This is a genomic window from Tamlana sp. I1 (genome assembly GCF_015355625.1).
Lineage (GTDB): Bacteria > Bacteroidota > Bacteroidia > Flavobacteriales > Flavobacteriaceae > Pseudotamlana.
In genome coordinates this window covers 79,195-97,607 of sequence record NZ_JACLAF010000017.1, presented here as the reverse complement: position 1 = coordinate 97,607, position 18,413 = coordinate 79,195, and the positions used below count along the sequence as shown (strand labels likewise).

General features: G+C 32.8%; 14 protein-coding genes. 6 read left to right on the top strand and 8 right to left on the bottom strand.

Features of this window, described 5'->3' with window-relative positions; all coding sequences use genetic code 11:
* Window positions 1-432: 432 nt before the first annotated feature.
* From rplS to H6X70_RS15275, 6 genes are all read left to right on the top strand, one after another.
* Entirely contained in the window at window positions 433-783 is a 351-nt protein-coding gene (gene rplS / locus H6X70_RS15300; protein WP_194768572.1) for a 50S ribosomal protein L19, read from the top strand.
* 855 nt (window positions 784-1,638) lie between these two features.
* A complete protein-coding gene (locus H6X70_RS15295; protein ID WP_194768571.1) occupies window positions 1,639-3,849 on the top strand; it encodes an NADP-dependent isocitrate dehydrogenase in 2,211 nt (736 codons plus the stop codon).
* Between the two features lie 91 nt (window positions 3,850-3,940).
* Entirely contained in the window at window positions 3,941-6,316 is a 2,376-nt protein-coding gene (locus tag H6X70_RS15290) for a TonB-dependent receptor (RefSeq protein WP_194768570.1), read from the top strand.
* Between the two features lie 4 nt (window positions 6,317-6,320).
* Window positions 6,321-7,139, top strand: coding sequence for a DUF4249 family protein (locus H6X70_RS15285; protein WP_194768569.1), 819 nt, complete (start codon window positions 6,321-6,323; stop codon window positions 7,137-7,139).
* Between the two features lie 85 nt (window positions 7,140-7,224).
* Entirely contained in the window at window positions 7,225-8,043 is an 819-nt protein-coding gene (gene murQ, locus H6X70_RS15280) for an N-acetylmuramic acid 6-phosphate etherase (protein WP_194768568.1), read from the top strand.
* Window positions 8,033-8,266, top strand: coding sequence for a DUF6095 family protein (locus H6X70_RS15275; protein ID WP_194768567.1), 234 nt, complete (start codon window positions 8,033-8,035; stop codon window positions 8,264-8,266). Before murQ ends, H6X70_RS15275 begins: the two co-directional genes overlap by 11 nt.
* Here H6X70_RS15275 and H6X70_RS15270 read toward each other — a convergent pair whose 3' ends face one another.
* The 8 genes from H6X70_RS15270 to recN all read right to left on the bottom strand — a co-directional run bounded on the left by H6X70_RS15270 (window position 8,267) and on the right by recN (window position 18,370).
* A complete protein-coding gene (locus H6X70_RS15270; protein WP_194768566.1) occupies window positions 8,267-10,708 on the bottom strand; it encodes a helix-turn-helix domain-containing protein in 2,442 nt (813 codons plus the stop codon).
* Window positions 10,709-10,834: 126 nt separating this feature from the next.
* Window positions 10,835-11,539, bottom strand: a complete 705-nt coding sequence (locus H6X70_RS15265) for a response regulator transcription factor (RefSeq protein ID WP_194768565.1) — start codon at window positions 11,537-11,539, stop codon at window positions 10,835-10,837.
* 4 nt (window positions 11,540-11,543) lie between these two features.
* Window positions 11,544-13,076, bottom strand: a complete 1,533-nt coding sequence (locus tag H6X70_RS15260) for a sensor histidine kinase (protein ID WP_194768564.1) — start codon at window positions 13,074-13,076, stop codon at window positions 11,544-11,546.
* Window positions 13,077-13,174: 98 nt separating this feature from the next.
* Window positions 13,175-13,765: a dephospho-CoA kinase gene (coaE, locus tag H6X70_RS15255; RefSeq protein WP_194768563.1), complete on the bottom strand. Its 591-nt coding sequence runs from the start codon at window positions 13,763-13,765 to the stop codon at window positions 13,175-13,177.
* A complete protein-coding gene (locus H6X70_RS15250; RefSeq protein ID WP_317171478.1) occupies window positions 13,762-14,646 on the bottom strand; it encodes a CdaR family protein in 885 nt (294 codons plus the stop codon). Before H6X70_RS15250 ends, coaE begins: the two co-directional genes overlap by 4 nt.
* A 77-nt stretch (window positions 14,647-14,723) precedes the next feature.
* Window positions 14,724-15,725: a glycosyltransferase gene (locus H6X70_RS15245; RefSeq protein WP_194768561.1), complete on the bottom strand. Its 1,002-nt coding sequence runs from the start codon at window positions 15,723-15,725 to the stop codon at window positions 14,724-14,726.
* A gap of 125 nt (window positions 15,726-15,850) precedes the next feature.
* Window positions 15,851-16,666, bottom strand: coding sequence for an enoyl-ACP reductase (locus H6X70_RS15240; RefSeq protein WP_194768560.1), 816 nt, complete (start codon window positions 16,664-16,666; stop codon window positions 15,851-15,853).
* Between the two features lie 51 nt (window positions 16,667-16,717).
* Window positions 16,718-18,370 (bottom strand): DNA repair protein RecN, encoded by a 1,653-nt coding sequence (recN, locus tag H6X70_RS15235; RefSeq protein WP_194768559.1) that lies wholly within the window; start codon window positions 18,368-18,370, stop codon window positions 16,718-16,720.
* Window positions 18,371-18,413 lie beyond the last annotated feature (43 nt).

The following is an 18,413-nucleotide window of genomic DNA, read 5'->3' as shown; positions in this document are numbered from 1 at the left end:
AAAATACTTAATAAGTATTTCTGGAAGTAATAAATTGGCTATGGCTAATAATGAATCTGATGGCATTAAAAATTTTTATTCAAAGGTCTTGCTTTTTTAGATGCTCCACAACTTTTGAGATTGACCCTTTTTGTGTCAAAAAATTCTGAATATTTCACCCGTAGAATTTGCATTTATTTAGTTAGAAAACTATAAGTATTGAGTAGAATTTAATATTCTTTGTCTTGAGCAGCGCCTTTTTCAATAATATATTTAGTCCAAATTAAACACAAAAACACAAGGAACAGCCTGCTACACAAGGGAAACAGCGAAAAAATATAATTAATAATTGTGCATTGCTAATTATTAATTATATTTGCAGCCAATTTCGGGTTAACCTCTGGCGAGAATCGTGAATGTTGTTCTGAATTAATATTAATAAAATTTAAAGATATGGAATCTTTAGTAAAATTTGTACAAGACGAATTTGTAACAAAAAAGGAATTCCCAGAATTTGCAGCTGGTGATACAATTACTGTATACTACGAAATTAGAGAGGGAGAAAAAGTAAGAACACAGTTCTTTAGAGGTGTGGTTATTCAAAGAAGAGGATCTGGATCTTCAGAAACTTTTACAATTAGAAAAATGTCAGGAACTGTTGGTGTAGAGCGTATCTTCCCAGTTAACTTACCTGCATTACAAAAAATTGAAGTTAACAAACGTGGTAAAGTTCGTAGAGCAAGAATCTACTACTTTAGAGGTCTTACTGGTAAAAAAGCCAGAATTACTGAGCGTAGACGTTAAGCATAAAATTTATGCTAATACAGCATTTAAAAGCCTTGATTTATTTCAAGGCTTTTTTTATGAACAAAAGTTAATAAGCACGGTTGATAACCAGTTGAAAACTAATATGTTAAAATTCTTGACCAACTGGATTAAATTACGTAATTTAGTAACAGAATTAATAACAATCCTTTTGGGTTGGTTTCATTTGAACAGTGAATTTATAGGACATTCTAACATATATAAAATACGTTCTTATAATAATTGTTTTTTTAGGTTAAATTACTTCATGTGTAAAAATGAATAAGTAAAAACCATAGCGTTATTCAATATTTATGATTAAAAGTAAGTGAAGATTTGAGTAATGAAAGCTTTAAAACAACGTAAACGCAAGGATATGTTGTAAAAAGTAATAACTATACAAATCATCGTGTAAGCGAGTAAGGATTTGTTAGTTTAAAAAAACAATTAACCGGAGCATTTAGTTAATAGGTCAATACATTTTGAAAATTAAATGAATGTTTCATTGAAATAACAGGACTTGAACTGAAAGTTTAGATGAAAATTGTAAATGATTTTAGTAACATTCTAAAATAGGTCACGTAAGTTATTTCAAGAAAGCCATGTCAAAGTAGATTAAATTCTGCAGTGATATGGCTTTTGTTTTTTAATAACTTCTTCACATTATTTTTAACAAATTCATATTAGGTACCCCCATTTTTATCATTATTATAAAACTTTTAGGTTAAATCCTTTTCATTTATCCATTAAACCCATATAAATATCTAATTTTGTATATTCGCATCGCTAAAAATGAAACCTATTATAACTTCTCGTTTTTAGCTTTTAAATAATTCATAAATAAATCCGACACTAATGTCTAAAATAATTTACACAAAAACCGACGAGGCTCCGGCGTTAGCAACACGCTCACTTTTACCTATAGTTAAAGCCTTTGTTAAATCTTCTGGGATTAACATTGAAACTAAAGATATTTCGTTAGCTGCAAGAATTTTAGCGAGTTTTCCTGATTTCTTAACTGAAGATCAAAAAGTATCAGATGACTTAGCCATTCTTGGTGAGTTAGCTAAAAAGCCAGAAGCTAACATTGTAAAATTACCAAACATAAGTGCATCGGTACCACAATTAAAAGGTGCTATAAAAGAATTACAAACTTTAGGTTTTAAAATTCCTGATTATCCTAATGAAGCTTCTACAGAGGCTGAAAAAGATATTAAATCAAGATACGATAAAGTTAAAGGTAGTGCTGTAAATCCCGTATTACGTGAAGGTAATAGTGATAGACGCGCTCCTAAAGCTGTTAAAAATTACGCTCAAAAAAACCCACACTCAATGGGTGCTTGGACTAGCGATTCAAAATCTCACGTAGCTACAATGAGCGAAGGGGATTTTGCACACAACGAAAAGTCTACAACCATCTCAAAAGCCACTTCAGTAAGTATTCAACATACATCATCAACTGGAGAAACTACAGTTTTAAAAGAAAACTTAGCTTTATTAGAAGGTGAAATTATCGATGCTACTGTTATGAATAAAAAAGCCTTAATGGCCTTTTTAGAAGAACAAGTTGCAGATGCTAAAGCAAATAACGTATTGTTTTCATTACACATGAAAGCTACGATGATGAAAGTTAGTGATCCAATTATTTTTGGTCATGCTGTTGAAACTTTTTTCAAAGATGTTTTTACCAAACACGCACAAACGTTCAAAGCTTTAGGTGTTAATGTACATTCTGGTTTTGGTAACGTTTTAGAGCGTATCCAAGAATTACCAGAAGATCAACGCAAAGCCATTGAAGCTGATATTGATGCTGCCTACAAAAACGGACCAGCAGTTGCTATGGTAAACTCAGACAAAGGCATTACAAATTTACACGTACCAAGTGATGTAATTATTGATGCTTCTATGCCAGCTATGATTCGTACATCTGGACAAATGTGGAATGCTGAAGGTAAACTACAAGATACAAAAGCCGTAATTCCTGATAGTAGTTATGCTGGAATTTACGCTGCCACAATCGATTTCTGTAAAAAACACGGTGCTTTCGATCCAACAACTATGGGAACAGTTCCTAATGTTGGTCTTATGGCTCAAAAAGCTGAAGAATACGGATCGCACGATAAAACTTTTGAAATCGCTTCAAACGGAACAGTAAAAGTTATTGATGCTTCTGGAAACACATTATTAGAGCACAATGTTGAAGAAGGTGATATTTGGAGAATGTGTCAAACTAAAGACGCTCCTATTCAAGACTGGGTTAAATTAGCCGTTACACGTGCTAGAGCATCTCAAACTCCAGCTGTATTTTGGTTAGATGAAAACAGAGCGCATGACGCTGAAATTATTAAAAAAGTAAACACGTATTTAAAAGATCACGATACTAAAGGATTAGATTTAAGAATCTTATCGCCTATTGATGCCACTTTGTTTACATGTGAGCGTCTTATAAAAGGTGAAGATACAATTTCTGTTTCTGGAAACGTATTACGTGATTATTTAACCGATTTATTCCCAATTTTAGAGGTTGGAACCAGCGCAAAAATGTTATCTATCGTACCATTAATGAATGGTGGTGGTTTATTTGAAACTGGTGCTGGTGGTTCTGCTCCAAAACACGTACAACAGTTATTAGAGGAAAATCACTTACGTTGGGATTCTTTAGGCGAGTTTTTAGCATTAGCTGTTTCTTTAGAGCACTTTAGCGAAGTAAACAACAATGCTAAAGCTAAAATTTTAGGAGAAACTCTAGATAATGCTACAAGTACACTTCTTGAAAACAGAAAAGGACCTTCTAGAAAAGCTGGTGAATTAGATAACAGAGGAAGTCATTTTTACCTAGCATTATATTGGGCACAGGAATTAGCGAATCAAAACGACGATCAAGATTTAAAAGCTGAATTTAAAGTTATTGCTGAAAAATTAGCTGCCAACGAATCTAAAATTGTTGCCGAATTAAACGAGATTCAAGGAAAACCAACAACTATTGGTGGATATTACGAGCCAAATGAAGCGCTTGTAAACGCTGTAATGCGACCAAGTGCAACATTCAATTCGATTATCGCTTAATCGATTTTTTAAACATACTTTACTAAAGCCCCTTTTATAGGGGCTTTTTTTTATACTTTTATGGCTAGTTATTAAAGAACCACACACCCAAATGAAAAACCTTTTATACGGGATTACTTTACTTTTCTGTTTAACTTTCCATTTAGGAAATGCCCAAGAAAAGTTCACCTTAAGCGGAACCATAACCGATCAAAATAGCAACGAAACTCTAATTGGTGTCAATATTATTTTTCCAGAAATACAAGCCGGAACAACCACCAACGAATATGGTTTCTACTCCATAACCCTCCCCAAAGGCACTTACAAAATAGTAATTAGCTATTTGGGCTTTTCAACAGTTTCTGAGACTATTGTATTAGATTCAAACATATCTAAAAACCTTAGTTTAACCGATAGTTTTGAAAGCCTAGAAACCGTAGTTATTACAGAAGACATTGAGAAACCCAATATAAAAGCACCACAAATGAGTGTGAACAAACTCACCTCTAAAACCATTAAAAAAATTCCTGTAGTGCTTGGCGAATCCGATATTATAAAAGCCATCACGATGTTGCCAGGAGTAACTAGTGCAGGCGAAGGGGCTTCTGGATTTAACGTTCGTGGTGGTGCTGCAGACCAAAACTTAATTTTATTAGATGAGGCTACCGTTTATAATTCCTCACATCTTTTCGGGTTCTTTTCAGTGTTTAATCCAGACGCGATTAAAGACTTAAAATTATACAAAGGTGGTATTCCTGCGCGTTATGGAGGGCGTGTTTCATCGGTACTTGATATTTATCAAAAAGAAGGTAACAGTAAAGAATTTCATGGTAATGGTGGCATCGGTCTTGTTTCAAGCCGATTACTACTTGAAGGCCCCATAAAAAAAGACAAAGGCTCTTTTCTTTTAGGCGGACGCTCTAGTTATGCTCATTTATTTTTACCGCTTTTCGATATCAATAACACGGCATATTTCTACGATTTAAACACCAAACTAAGCTATAAATTAAACGATAGAAACAACATTTATCTTTCTGGATATTTTGGTCGTGATGTTTTTAAAGTAGACGATACCTTTGAAAACACCTACGGTAATTCCATTTTAAACTTTAGATGGAATCACTTATTTTCAGATAAACTCTTTTCCAATTTATCGGTAATTTACTCCGATTATGACTATGCTTTAAAACTAAATTTTGTTGAATTTGATTGGCTTTCAGGCATTAAAAACTTCAACCTTAAATACGATCTTAAACATTATGTGAGCCAAAAAGTAAAATTACAATACGGTTTAAATAGCGTTTATTACACGTTTAACCCCGGAGACATCAAACCAACCGTACCAACTTCAGGCATTAATCCATATAAATTAACCAATAAATACGCCTTTGAAAATGCTATTTATTTAGATGTTGAACATAAAGTTTCAGACAAACTCTCGCTATCTTACGGTTTGCGATTTAGCACGTTTCATCGTTTCGGGCAAGATCAACTTTACACATACGATAACGATCAACCTGTTATTTTTAATGAGGAATTTAAAATTTATGAATCGGCTACCCCTAGTGGTGACGAGACTTTTAAACGCAGCGATGTTATTGAAAGTTTTTCAAATTTAGAACCTAGAGCGTCCATGGCTTATCTTTTAAACAATGAAAGTTCTGTAAAGATAAGCTACAACAGAATGACTCAATATTTACATTTACTTTCAAACACCAGCTCGCCTACCCCATTAGATATTTGGACACCAAGTGGTAAATACGTTAAACCTCAGTTACTCGACCAATATGCTGTAGGCTATTTCAAAGATATCTATGACAATAATTATTCTTTAGAAATTGAAGGTTTTTACAAAAAGGTAAAAAATAGAATTGACTATATTGATGGTGCCGATTTGGTAGCGAATAATGCCATTGAACAAGTTATCCTAAACGGAAGATCGCAATCTTATGGTTTAGAATTGTTGTTAAGAAAAAACAAAGGCCGTTTTAATGGCTGGATTGCTTATACTTTGTCAAAATCTGAACAACAAACTCCTGGAAGAACGCCACAGGAAACGGGCATAAACAACGGCGATTGGTATAACACACCTTACGATAAAACCCATGATATTTCCGTAACTGGAAGCTATGAATTTAATAATAAATGGACATTAAGCTCTAACTTTTTGTATCAAACAGGGCAACCAGCAACATTTCCAAACGGACAATTTGAATATAACGGTGTTACTTTCCCAAGTTATGGGAGTAGAAATTCAGATCGATTACCTGCTTATAATCGTTTAGATGTTTCCATGACTTACACACCTAAACCTAATAAACGCGAGGGTTGGCAGAGTTATTGGGTGTTTGGCATTTACAATGTTTACAATCGTAAAAATGCGGCCTCAATTTCATTTGGTGAAAATCAAGATACAGGAAGGAATGAAGCAACAAGACTTTCAATTTTTGGCATCGTGCCTTCACTATCTTATAATTTTAAATTTTAAAAATATGAAAAGCATAAAATTCATATTATTGGTTTGTTTACTTTCAATAGTTTCATGTGAAGACGTAATCGAAATCGATTTAGATAATGCAGACCCAAGATTAGTTATAGACGCATCATTAAGTTGGGAAAAAGGCACAACGGGAAGCAACCAATTTATAAAACTAACCCTAACAGCACCTTATTTTTCTGAAACAATTCCTCCTGCCACAGGAGCTTCGGTTACAGTTACCGATTCAAACAATAACACATTTATTTTTATTGAAAATGATGATAGCGGGGTATATATGACGAATAATTTTATTCCTGCTATCAATGAAGTTTATAACCTCACTATCGAATATGAAAATGAAACCTATATAGCTACAGAAACCCTAGTTCCTGTAGTTCCTATTGATTATATAGAACAAAAAAATGACGGTGGATTTTCAGGTGAAGACATTGAAATAAAAGCCTATTACACCGACCCTGTTGGAGATGAAAATTTTTATCTTTTTGAGTTTGTTTCACAAAATAGAAGCTCAATCAATTTAGAAGTATATGATGATGAATTTAGTGATGGGAATCAGATTTTCGCTTTTTATTCTAATGATGAAATTGAACCTGGAGACGATTTAATTATTCGAAATTCAGGAATATCTAAGCAAACCTATCAGTTTACCTATATTTTATTAGAACAAACCAACGGCAACTCAGGCGACCCATTTGAAACTACTCCTGCTACAGTTCGAGGAAATTGTGTTAACACAACTAATCCTGAGCATTTCCCATTTGGTTATTTTAGAGTAACCGAGACTGATGTGGTTAATTACATTGTTGAATAGTTTTCCAAAATCTTCACACTAAAAATTCCAAAAGGATATATGTGTTGGAAATGATGTAAACTAAAAATTTACGTATTTTTGAAACATGAGTTTCACTAAAACGACCGAGCAAGATTCGAATTACAATCATCTAGAAAAGATGTCTGTTTCCGAATTATTACAAAATATAAATAACGAAGATAAATCTGTTCCTACAGCTGTTGAAAACGCTTTACCTCAAATTGAAGCCTTGGTGCTACAAATTGTTGAAAAGCTAAAAGTTGGCGGACGTTTATTTTATATGGGGGCAGGAACCAGCGGAAGGTTAGGCATTTTAGATGCTTCGGAATGCCCGCCTACTTTTGGTGTGCCTTTCGATTTGGTTATTGGAATAATTGCAGGAGGCGATTCTGCTATTAGAAAAGCCGTTGAATTTGCTGAAGATTCCACCACACAAGGTTGGAAAGATTTACAAGCATATAACATCAATAAAAACGATGTGGTTATTGGCATTGCAGCTTCAGGAACCACGCCATATGTTATCGCTGCTTTAGAGGCTTGCAATAAAAACCAAATCATTACAGGTTGCATAACCTGCAATAAAAACAGTCCGTTATCACAAACAGCACAATTCCCTATTGAAGTTGTTGTTGGTCCCGAATTTGTAACTGGAAGCTCAAGAATGAAAGCTGGTACGGCTCAAAAACTAGTGCTTAATATGATTACAACCTCTACAATGATTCAGTTAGGACATGTAAAAGGCAATAAAATGGTAGATATGCAATTAAGTAATAACAAACTTGTTGACCGCGGTATTCGTATGATTATGGCTGAGATAAATGTGACTCAAGAGATTGCTTCCCAATTATTAACGGAGCATAAAAATGTTAGAGCTGCTATAAAAAACTACAACCATGGAAACTAATAAAACAGATAAAACCGTTTTAGCAAAAGGCCTTAAAACATTACTTTTTGCTGTTTTATGCCTGTTTTCTGGCCCTATTTTACTAAGTCTAGCCTATAGCAAGCCTAATTCTCCGTTTTACTACCCATTATTTATCATTGCTTGTGCCGTTTGTATTTTGGCCATTTTCTTAATTTTTAAAGGCATTAAAACCATCATGGATAGTATGTTTAATAAGAAATAACTAACGCTTCGTTATTTTTAATTCTTCTAACATTAAACGCAACTCACCGTAACTGTATTTTTCATCCAATTGATGCTTTAAGTCGGATAAATTCTCAAATTCTTTTTTGGGAATGATGTTTTTTAATTCCTCGTAATGGGGTTTCGACATCAAATCAAAAACCTGTACATCTCCAGTGGGTATAAAACTAGCAAGGTGTCCAAAAATAGTACTCTCATTAAGTTCTCTTATGTCGGCAATTTCGGTTAACGTCTTTCCCGATTTAAATAGATTTAATGATTCTCTCTTGGTATCCCCTTTTTTCTTTTTAGGTTTATCTTCAAAAATAGCAACCTCTTGAGAAGTTTCTATATCGTTTTCCTCACAATAATCGTTTATTACTTTTAAAATGGCATTGCCGTATTTTTCAACACGGGTTTTCCCCATACCGTTTATTTTAAGTAATTCATTTTTGTTTGTAGGTAAAGTTTCGCACATTTCATACAGTGCCTTTTGAGTAAACACTTGAAAATGTACCAAGCTTTTTTCCGCTGCAATCTCGTTTCTTAACACTCGTAAACTTTCAAAAAGCTCAACATGACTTGTGCCATCGGCAACTTTTTGTCTGGATTTCCTAGGCTTGTCTTTACCCATAAACACAGATTTTGCCCGTAACTCTAAAAATGACAAAGTTTTAAAACCACTTTTTAATTCTTTAAAATAAAGTAATTTAACAGCCAATAATTCTTCAAAAGCATCTAAATTTTTAGTAATCTCGCCACCAATAGCTTGGTTATCGGTAGTAAATGCTAAAGTTTTTAAGGGTGTTACAATATGTGTTTGTGTTTCTTCACTAAAATAGCCAATAGCCTTGATAAAACGTTCTTGAACTACAGCATTTGATTCGGGTAAACCGGCATTTTCAGAAAGCTGTTTCAATTGGGAAATAAATCCGTTTGTCACTTTTAAAAACTGCGTGAGTGTGTTTTTAATATTTAAAAATGGCTCCTCAATTTTACCTTCGATACTGTTTTTATTTTTATAATAAATATCTAAAATGCGATTTACAGGATATAAGAACTCATAAAACTGAAAAATTTCATGGATCAAATCCAATTGAAAATGCTGCTTTGAATGTTCTAAAACAACATCATCGGGAGCATTTTTTTCAGCGTTTTCATTAAAAGTTATCACATTACTATCGCTAATAATTTGATTGGAATGAATTTTACTTTTTAGGACCAAACCTTCCAACGATTTGCATCTACTTAATGCCACATAAGTTTGACCGTGAGCAAAAGCACCTTGGGCGTCTATAATCGCTTTTTCAAAAGTTAAACCCTGACTTTTATGTATGGTAATAGACCAAGCCAAACGCAGTGGCATTTGAGTATAGGAACCTATTTTTTCTTCAGAAATCGCTTTGGTTTCCTTATCGACCGTATAATTTATATTTTCCCAAATTTCGGGAGTTACCTCGATATTAAAATCGTCATCAGAACAGTGCACAACCACTTCATCCTGTTCTAAAAGAATAACTTTTCCAATTTTCCCATTAAAATAACGCTTAGCAGGATCGCTATCATTTTTAACAAACATAACTTGCGCCCCAACTTTTAAATCTAAAGATTCGCTATTGGGATAAGCATATTCTGGAAACTTCCCTTCTACTACGGCTTTATAGGTATGTATTTTGGCGTCTAATTTATCAAGCTCTGCTTTATTTGTAGCTTCGGCTTTGTTATTATGAGTCGTTAATGAAATATAGCCCGCATCGGGTTCTGGGGCAAAATTTGGAATGTACCGTTTATTTAATTCATTAGCGCCTGCTTCAGATAAAGCATTATTTCTAATTTCATTTAAAATCTCAATAAACTTGGGGTTTTCTTGCCTATAAATATGTTTTAACTCGATGGAAATCGCATTACATTGCGCATAAGCATGACTACTAAAAAAGAAAGCATTTCTATAATGTTGTTTTAAAAGTGCCCACTCTTGGTCTTTAACAACTGGAGAAAGCTGTTGTAAATCGCCAATCATTAAAACCTGTACACCTCCAAAAACCTTGTCGTGAGTTCTAAACCTACGGAGAGTTTTATCAATACCATCTAACAAATCGGCTCGAACCATACTAATCTCATCGATAACTAATAAGTCCATCGACTTAATAATATTAATTTTAGTTTTACTGAATTTTCTATTAAAACCTTGAGAAGCGTTTAAATCGGTATCCGGCAAAATAGGTCCGAATGGCATTTGAAAAAAGGAATGAATAGTAACCCCTTTAGCATTTATTGCGGCTACACCAGTTGGAGCCACAACCACCATGCGCTTTAAACTGTCTTTTTTTAAACGGTGTAAAAATGTGGTTTTACCAGTTCCTGCTTTTCCTGTTAAAAAAATAGATCGGTTTGTTGTATTTACAAACGACCATGCCAATTCAAGTTCTTTATTTAAAGCCATTAAGCATTTTAAAAATTAAAAATTCAAGATAATAAAATATGTTATTAAAATTCTGACTTTTACATAAAATACAAGCAAAAAAAATCCAGCATAAAGCTGGATTCTTTTAATATAAACCGGATTTATTTAAGGGTTTACTACCAACCTAAATCCTTCGCCGTGAATGTTAAGTATTTCTACTTTTTCATCTAACTTTAAATATTTACGAAGTTTAGCAATGTACACATCCATACTACGTGATGTAAAATAATTATCATCGCGCCATATTTTTGTTAGTGCTAATTCTCTTGGCATTAAATCATTTTCATGAAGTGCCAATAAGCGTAATAATTCGTTTTCTTTAGGAGATAACTTAACCGGTTCTCCCCCATTGTATTTTAAGAAACGTAGTTTAGAATTTAAATCGAATGCGCCAATTTTAAATTCAAACTGTTTGCTATCTGAGATGGTTTCTGTCGCCTTACGTTGCATGATGGCTTTAATCTTCATCAGCAATACTTCACTATCAAAAGGTTTATTTAAATAGTCGTCTGCTCCCACTTTATACCCTTTTAAAACGTCTTCCTTCATGGTTTTAGCCGTTAGGAATATAATTGGCACGTCGGTGTTCATTTCTCTAATTTCCTTTGCTAATGTAAACCCGTCTTTATAAGGCATCATCACATCAAGGATACATAGATCAAAATCATCTTTTTTAAACTTTTCGAAACCTTCCATGCCGTTTTTAGCATGAGTAACTTCGTAATCGTTCATCATTAAATAATCTTTCAGAACGGTTCCAAAATTAGGATCGTCTTCAACTAATAATATTTTCTTTTTTTGCTCTTCCATAATGCTATGATATTAAGGGAAGCTTTATGGTAAATGTGCTTCCTTTGTCTTTTTCACTTTCTACTGATACATGACCTTGATGGTCTTCTACAATTCTTTTAACATAGGCCAAACCTAAACCGTGGCCTTTTACGTTATGAATATTTCCGGTGTGTTCTCTATAAAATTTTTCGAACACTTTTTTGGCAGCAGCTTTACTCATTCCGCTACCATGATCTTTTACTTTTAATAATATATTGGTGCCTACGTTTTCGGTATACACTTCTATTTGAGGTGCTTCTGGCGAATACTTAATGGCATTATCCAACATATTTACAATCACATTGGTAAAATGTGTTTCATTGGCTAAAATCGATGTTTTTTCGGCATCTAAAAACGTTTTTATATAGCCTTGACGGTCTTCTACAATTAATTCTACATGCGTAATAGCATCTTCAATTAACTCATGTAAGTTAACTCTATCTTTGGTTATATTAAGTTCGTTTTTTTCTAATTTAGATATTCTTAATACATTTTCAACTTGCGCATGCATACGTTTATTTTCCTCCTTAATCATTCCAAGGTATCTATAAACCTTTTCCTTATCATCTATAACTTTTGGATTTTTAATCGCATCTAAAGCTAAATTAATGGTTGCAATAGGTGTTTTAAACTCATGCGTCATGTTGTTTATAAAATCTGTTTTAATTTCAGAAATTTTACGCTGTTTTACTAATTGATACAACGCAGAGCCATAAGCTAGAATAATGATTAATGTAAACATTACTGATAGCAAAATCATGCCCAAGATACCCGACAGAATAAATTTTCTATCGTCTGGAAAATTTACTAATAGTCTATAAAGGCTACGGTTATTTTCATCGTAAAAAATAGGCACACCAAAAGTAGATTCTTTATCATATTCAAAATTATCACTGTGTACTTTCGTCGCTAAATCATTGCCATAAACTGCAAATTCAAAATCGATTCCGATTCCATATTTTTGAAGTTTTTCAGACAATAAACTCTTAATTTCTTCTTTTGAAACTCTTTTATAAACAGGCTTTCTTTTTAAAACCTCTTTAAAATTTTTCTCGAAACTTAATTTTTGGGCTTCATCAATCGTTCCGCTTCTAATAATTTTTGAAATCGGACTTTTTAAATCCTTATCTGCCGATTCCATATTACTATAAATTTCAGTGCTTGAATTCCCTATAATATTTGTAATATCAAGACTATCTAAACCAATGTCAAAGAGCGATGAAGACAATCTATAGTCTTCTTCTAAAACGTTACTTTTATAAATAAGCGTTTCTTTGGTACTGTTATTTTTTCTATAAATAAGCAGCTGAGAAACAGCTTCTTCATCTGCTTTTTTTTCTTTATCTAAACTTAAATATTCTGTGAAATACTTTTCGAATTCGTTTTCTTCAATGGTGTTAGAAACATTGTTTAAAACAGTGACCACATTAGATTTAAAACGATCCTTTTGATTTTCGACAGAATCATTTATATAGTAAGCCTGAATGGATATAATACCAATTAGAGACAAGCTCATAAGTATTATAAGTAAGATAAATATCTTTTTGCTCATCGTTCAAAATTAACATTTTAACATTAAAACTCTTATCTTTTAACCTTACATTAACAAAAATGTTAAAATTTGAGAATTCTAATAATTTCTTGATGAACTTTTAAAACTTGCTCCCGTGTTTCCTCCAAAGTATTATTAAAAATAACAAACTGTGAGCGTTTAATTTTTTCTTCATCTGACCATTGATTTTTCATAATAGCTTCAATTTTTTCAACCGAAGTTTCATCACGTTCTAACAAGCGTTCTATCCTAATTTCTTTGCTCGCTGTAACCGTAATAACATAATCGCAAGCTTCATGTCCACCGTTTTCAAATAAAATAGCAACTTCTTTTATCACATAAGGGGCATCTTGTTTTATAGCCCATGATTTAAAATGTTCGGCTACCCTTGGATGAACAATCTGGTTCATTTTTTGGAGATACGATTTATCATTAAAAATAATGTTTGCAATAAAAGGCTTATTTAATCCCTCCTTAATATACGCATTTTCCCCAAATAACTGAATTAATTCCTGCTTGATTGTTTTCGATTCAAGCATAAGCTTTTTAGCCTCATCATCAGCGATATAAACGGGTACACCTAAGTCTTTAAACATTTTAGCCACGGTAGTTTTACCGCTTCCAATGCCACCTGTAAGTCCAACTACAATCATTTTGTTATAATAAATTCTACGCGTTGTTGATTAATTTTAGAATATTTCACAAGTTCAGGAACCTTTGTTAATTCAGGAATTAGAAAAGATTGCTCCTCATTTGTTTTCTTGTAATCACAAATGACTTCAAAATCTTTAGCAGTAATTTTCTCAAAATTGGATAAACTTACATAATAAGAAACGCTAACCACTTTAGGGAAAAACTTTATTATTATGTTTTCAGGCACATTAATAACGGAAACAGGAATTTTAAGGGTGCCCTCTGTGAATTTCTCAACGGTTGCTTTTGCAGTAATTTGAGTTGAAGAAAACTGTATGTCTGAAGCGTTTTTAGGTAGTTTTAATTTTACCGTTTCATGTAAATCACTTCGAACATCTTTTAGTTTTTTAGTTTCAGTATCTAAATAATTAATTTTTGAAACTAATACATCAGGTCCAACAATAAGAACAGAATCAGGGTTAATTATCATTTTAGTTGATGTATTATAACCGGGACTGTAATTAACATCGATATGTAATTTTACAGGCACTTTTTTAACCAAATTTACGCCGTATCTAAATTTTAATTTTTCTGGAGATAAATTTAAAAGCTCTACTTTTTTATCAAACTGTGTGTTGTTTAGGTAAGCTTTGGATTTATTATAAATAAAAACATCGCCTTCCTTAGAAACATCATTTGTAAAATCTATTTTTACTTTTGGTGTTGAAAAATAATAGTTTAACCACCTAAATCCGTGAGTTTTTAAAGTAATATTAAGCTTTACTGAGTCGTTTAAAATTACATATTCATCTGGAATATTAATTTTTTCAATCTCAAAAGGAATGGTATCAGTGTAGCTTTTTGAAAGTTTAGTAAAGATTAAAATAATAAAAGAAGACACTAAAAATATTAGAAATACATTAATCCTTTTATTTTTAATTGAGGTTAGTATTTTAGATTTTATTCTTTTAACCATAGTTACTTAAAAAACAATTTTGGAAAATATGTTTCAGGGTTTTTGTTTAATATAGAAACGGCAAAAGTGGCACGTAAAAAGCCAATACCATAACCAAAAAACTGTATTAAAATGGCTGGAATCACTAAAAACGCCACGCTTAAACTTTTTGAACTTCCCAAAGCCAAAATAAAAGCTAACACAAAGTACAACATATAAGCTACAAAAAGGAATTTAAGATTAAAAAACCAAAGTATTATAGCGAAAATCAAACCCAAAGAAAAAACCAGCGGAAACCAATAGGTTATTTTTTTTGTTGAAGGGTGCCATACATTTAAAATAGGACGTACTAATCCAAATTTATTAACCTGCTTATAAAAGTTACGCCAAGAAATTCTGCGTTTATGGTATACAAAAGCTTCAGTGATTAATGTCGTTTTAAAACCCAATTCCCAAAGTCTAATTGATAAATCGGGATCTTCACCTGGATGAATTTTACCAAAACCTTTTGATGCTTCAAAAGCAGCTTTTGAAAGGCCCATGTTAAAACTTCTAGGTTGAAATTTATCAACGCTATCTTTTCTTCCTCTTATACCACCAGTAGTGATAAACGAAGTCATAGAAAAATTAATTGCTTTTTGAAGATTTGAAAACGACTCGTGTGCTGCATCTGGTCCTCCAAAACAATCTACAAATTCTATTTCCAAATGCTTAACAACCTCATTTAAATACTGTTTGGGCAGAATGCAATCTGAATCTAAAATGATAAAGTAATTCCCTTTAGCTTTACGCATTCCATAGTTTCTGGAATCGCCAGGCCCTGAATTAGGTTTAAAATAATAGGAGATGTTCAATGTGTTTTGAAAAGAATTCACCACCGTTTCTGATGATAAACTTGAACCATCTTCAACAATTACAATCTCAAATGGTGTATTGCCGTCCATAGCTTCAAAACTTTCTAAAAGTTCTTGAATTTCGTCAGGACGATTGTACACAGGTATAATAAAGGAAAACTGTATAGACATATTACAAAAATAATTAAAGCAAAGGCAAAGCCATGGTTTTTACAATTTACTTAACTTCAAAAGCTATCAACACAAACAAAAAAGCCACCATAAACAGGTGGCTCTCATGCAAAAATATATTTGTTCTATTCTTTTTCTACAAAGGCAGACATAACCGCATCGCTAACGCCCATATTGCTAAAGCCACCATCGTTGTATAAGTTTTGCAAAGTAACACGTTTTGTTAAATCGCTAAACAATGTTACGGTATAATTTGCACAATCTAAAGCAGTTGCATTTCCTAGAGGCGACATTTTGTCGGCGTAAGAAATAAAGCCATCGAAACCTTTTACACCACTTCCTGCCGTTGTAGGCGTTGGTGATTGTGAAATGGTATTTACTCGCACTTTTTTATCTCTTCCGAAGAAATAACCAAAACTACGTGCAATACTTTCTAAATATGCCTTATTATCTGCCATATCGTTGTAATCTGGAAAAACACGTTGTGCAGCCATATAGGATAAAGCAACAATACTTCCCCACTCGTTCATGGCATCAGACTTATATAAAGTCTGCATTACTTTATGAAATGACATTGCAGAAACATCAGTTCCTTTTTGTGTAAAATCGTAATTCTGATTGGTGTAATGATTTCCTTTTCTAACATTGATAGACATACCAATAGAATGCAATACGAAATCAATTTTACCTCCTAAAATTTCCATAGATTGATCTACAAGTTTTTGTAAATCTTCAAGTGATGTAGCATCAGCAGGAATAATTTGAGAACCTGTTTTTTCGGCTAATTCATTAATTTGCCCCATTCTCATGGCTACAGGTGCATTGGTTAATACAAACTCACCGCCTTCTTCGTGAACGCGTTCTGCAGTTTTCCAAGCAATTGAATTTGAGTCTAATGCTCCAAAAATGATCCCTTTCTTTCCTTTTAATAAGTTGTACATATATCTAGAATTGTATTTTTTGTATAATTATTTCGCCGACAAAGATAGTAATTAATTGAGTAATTCTTTAGCATGTGCAATTGCTGATGTAGACATTTCTTTACCGCCTAACATTTGTGCAATTTCTACAATGCGTTCGTCGTGGTTTAGTTTAATTAAATTGGTTTGCGTTTGGTTATCCACATCTTCCTTATATACCTTAAAATGCGAATGGCCTTTGGCTGCAATTTGTGGTAAATGTGTGATGGAAAACACCTGCATAGTTTTGCTCATCTCCAACATAATATCGCCCATTTTATTAGAAATTTCTCCAGAAACCCCTGTATCAATTTCATCAAACATCATAGTTGGTAATTGAATATATTTTGCTAAAACCGATTTAATAGCTAGCATTATTCGAGACAATTCACCCCCTGAAGCTGCTTTTTTCAACTCGTTAAAGCTACCGCCTTTATTAGCTGAAAATAAAAAGGACAACACATCTTTACCGTTAGTAAAAAATTCTTTACTTAGTTCTGCTTCAATTTTAAACTGAGCATTTGGCATACCCAAACTGCTCAAAATGGTTTCTAATTGCGATTTAAGCTGTGGAATAACCGCAACACGTTTGTCGTGAATGTCTTTAGATATTTTATTTAAAACGGTAGTTTGTGAAGCAATTTCTTCTTCCTTTTTCTGAATGCTGCCATCTAAATTTTCGGTAACCGATACTTTTTCATCAAGGGCGTCTCTTATTTCAATTAATTCTGAAATTGTGCTTGCCACATGTTTTTGCTTCAAATTATGAAGCATTTTTAACTTAGCATCGACCACTTCTAGCCTATTAGGATCGGCTTCTAAACCTTCCTGCAAGTCGTTAACTTCGCTAAACAAATCGTCTATTTCTATCAAACTACTAGTCGCCCTTTCAAGCAATGATTCGTATTTTGATGAAAAACCAGAAAGCTTCTGAAACACATTTTTTAATGTGGTTAAAGATGAAATGACACCAATTTGTTCATCATCTAATAGTGTATAAGCTTCAGAAAGTTTCTCCTTTACGCCTTCAATATTATTTAAAGTTTCGTATTCTTCTTCAAGCGATTCCAATTCCCCTTCAACTAATTTGGCTTCAACCAACTCATTCAACAAAAACGAATTATAATCGTGTTCTTTTATGGCTTCAGCTTTAAAAACTAGCAATTCTTGAAGTTGCTTTTGTAATTTTTTATAGGCTTTTAATTCAAATTTATAAGTTTGAAGTGCTTCTTCGTTATTTGCCAAAGCATCAATAACTTGAAACTGAAACTCATTACTAGTAAGTTGAAGCGTTTGATGTTGTGAATGAATATCGATTAAACGCTCGCCCAATACTTGCAAACTTGATAAGTTTACAGGCGAATCGTTTACAAATGCTCTAGATTTCCCTGAAGGTAAAATTTCTCTTCTGATAATGGTTTGCGTTTCAAAATCGAAATCTTCTGCCTCAAAAAGCGCCTTTAAATTGTAATTTGAAATATTAAAAACAGCTTCAATTATACATTTTTCCGAAGCGTTTTTTAAACTGCTTAAATCGGCACGTTTGCCAAGAATTAGTGATAAACCACCTAATAGAATTGATTTTCCTGCTCCGGTTTCACCCGTTATAATTGAAAACCCATCATTAAAATCGACTTGTAAACTATCGATTAAGGCGTAATTTTTTATTGAAAGTGATGTAAGCAAAGGTTTGGGAATTAATAAAAATCAAAAAATAAATATATAAAAT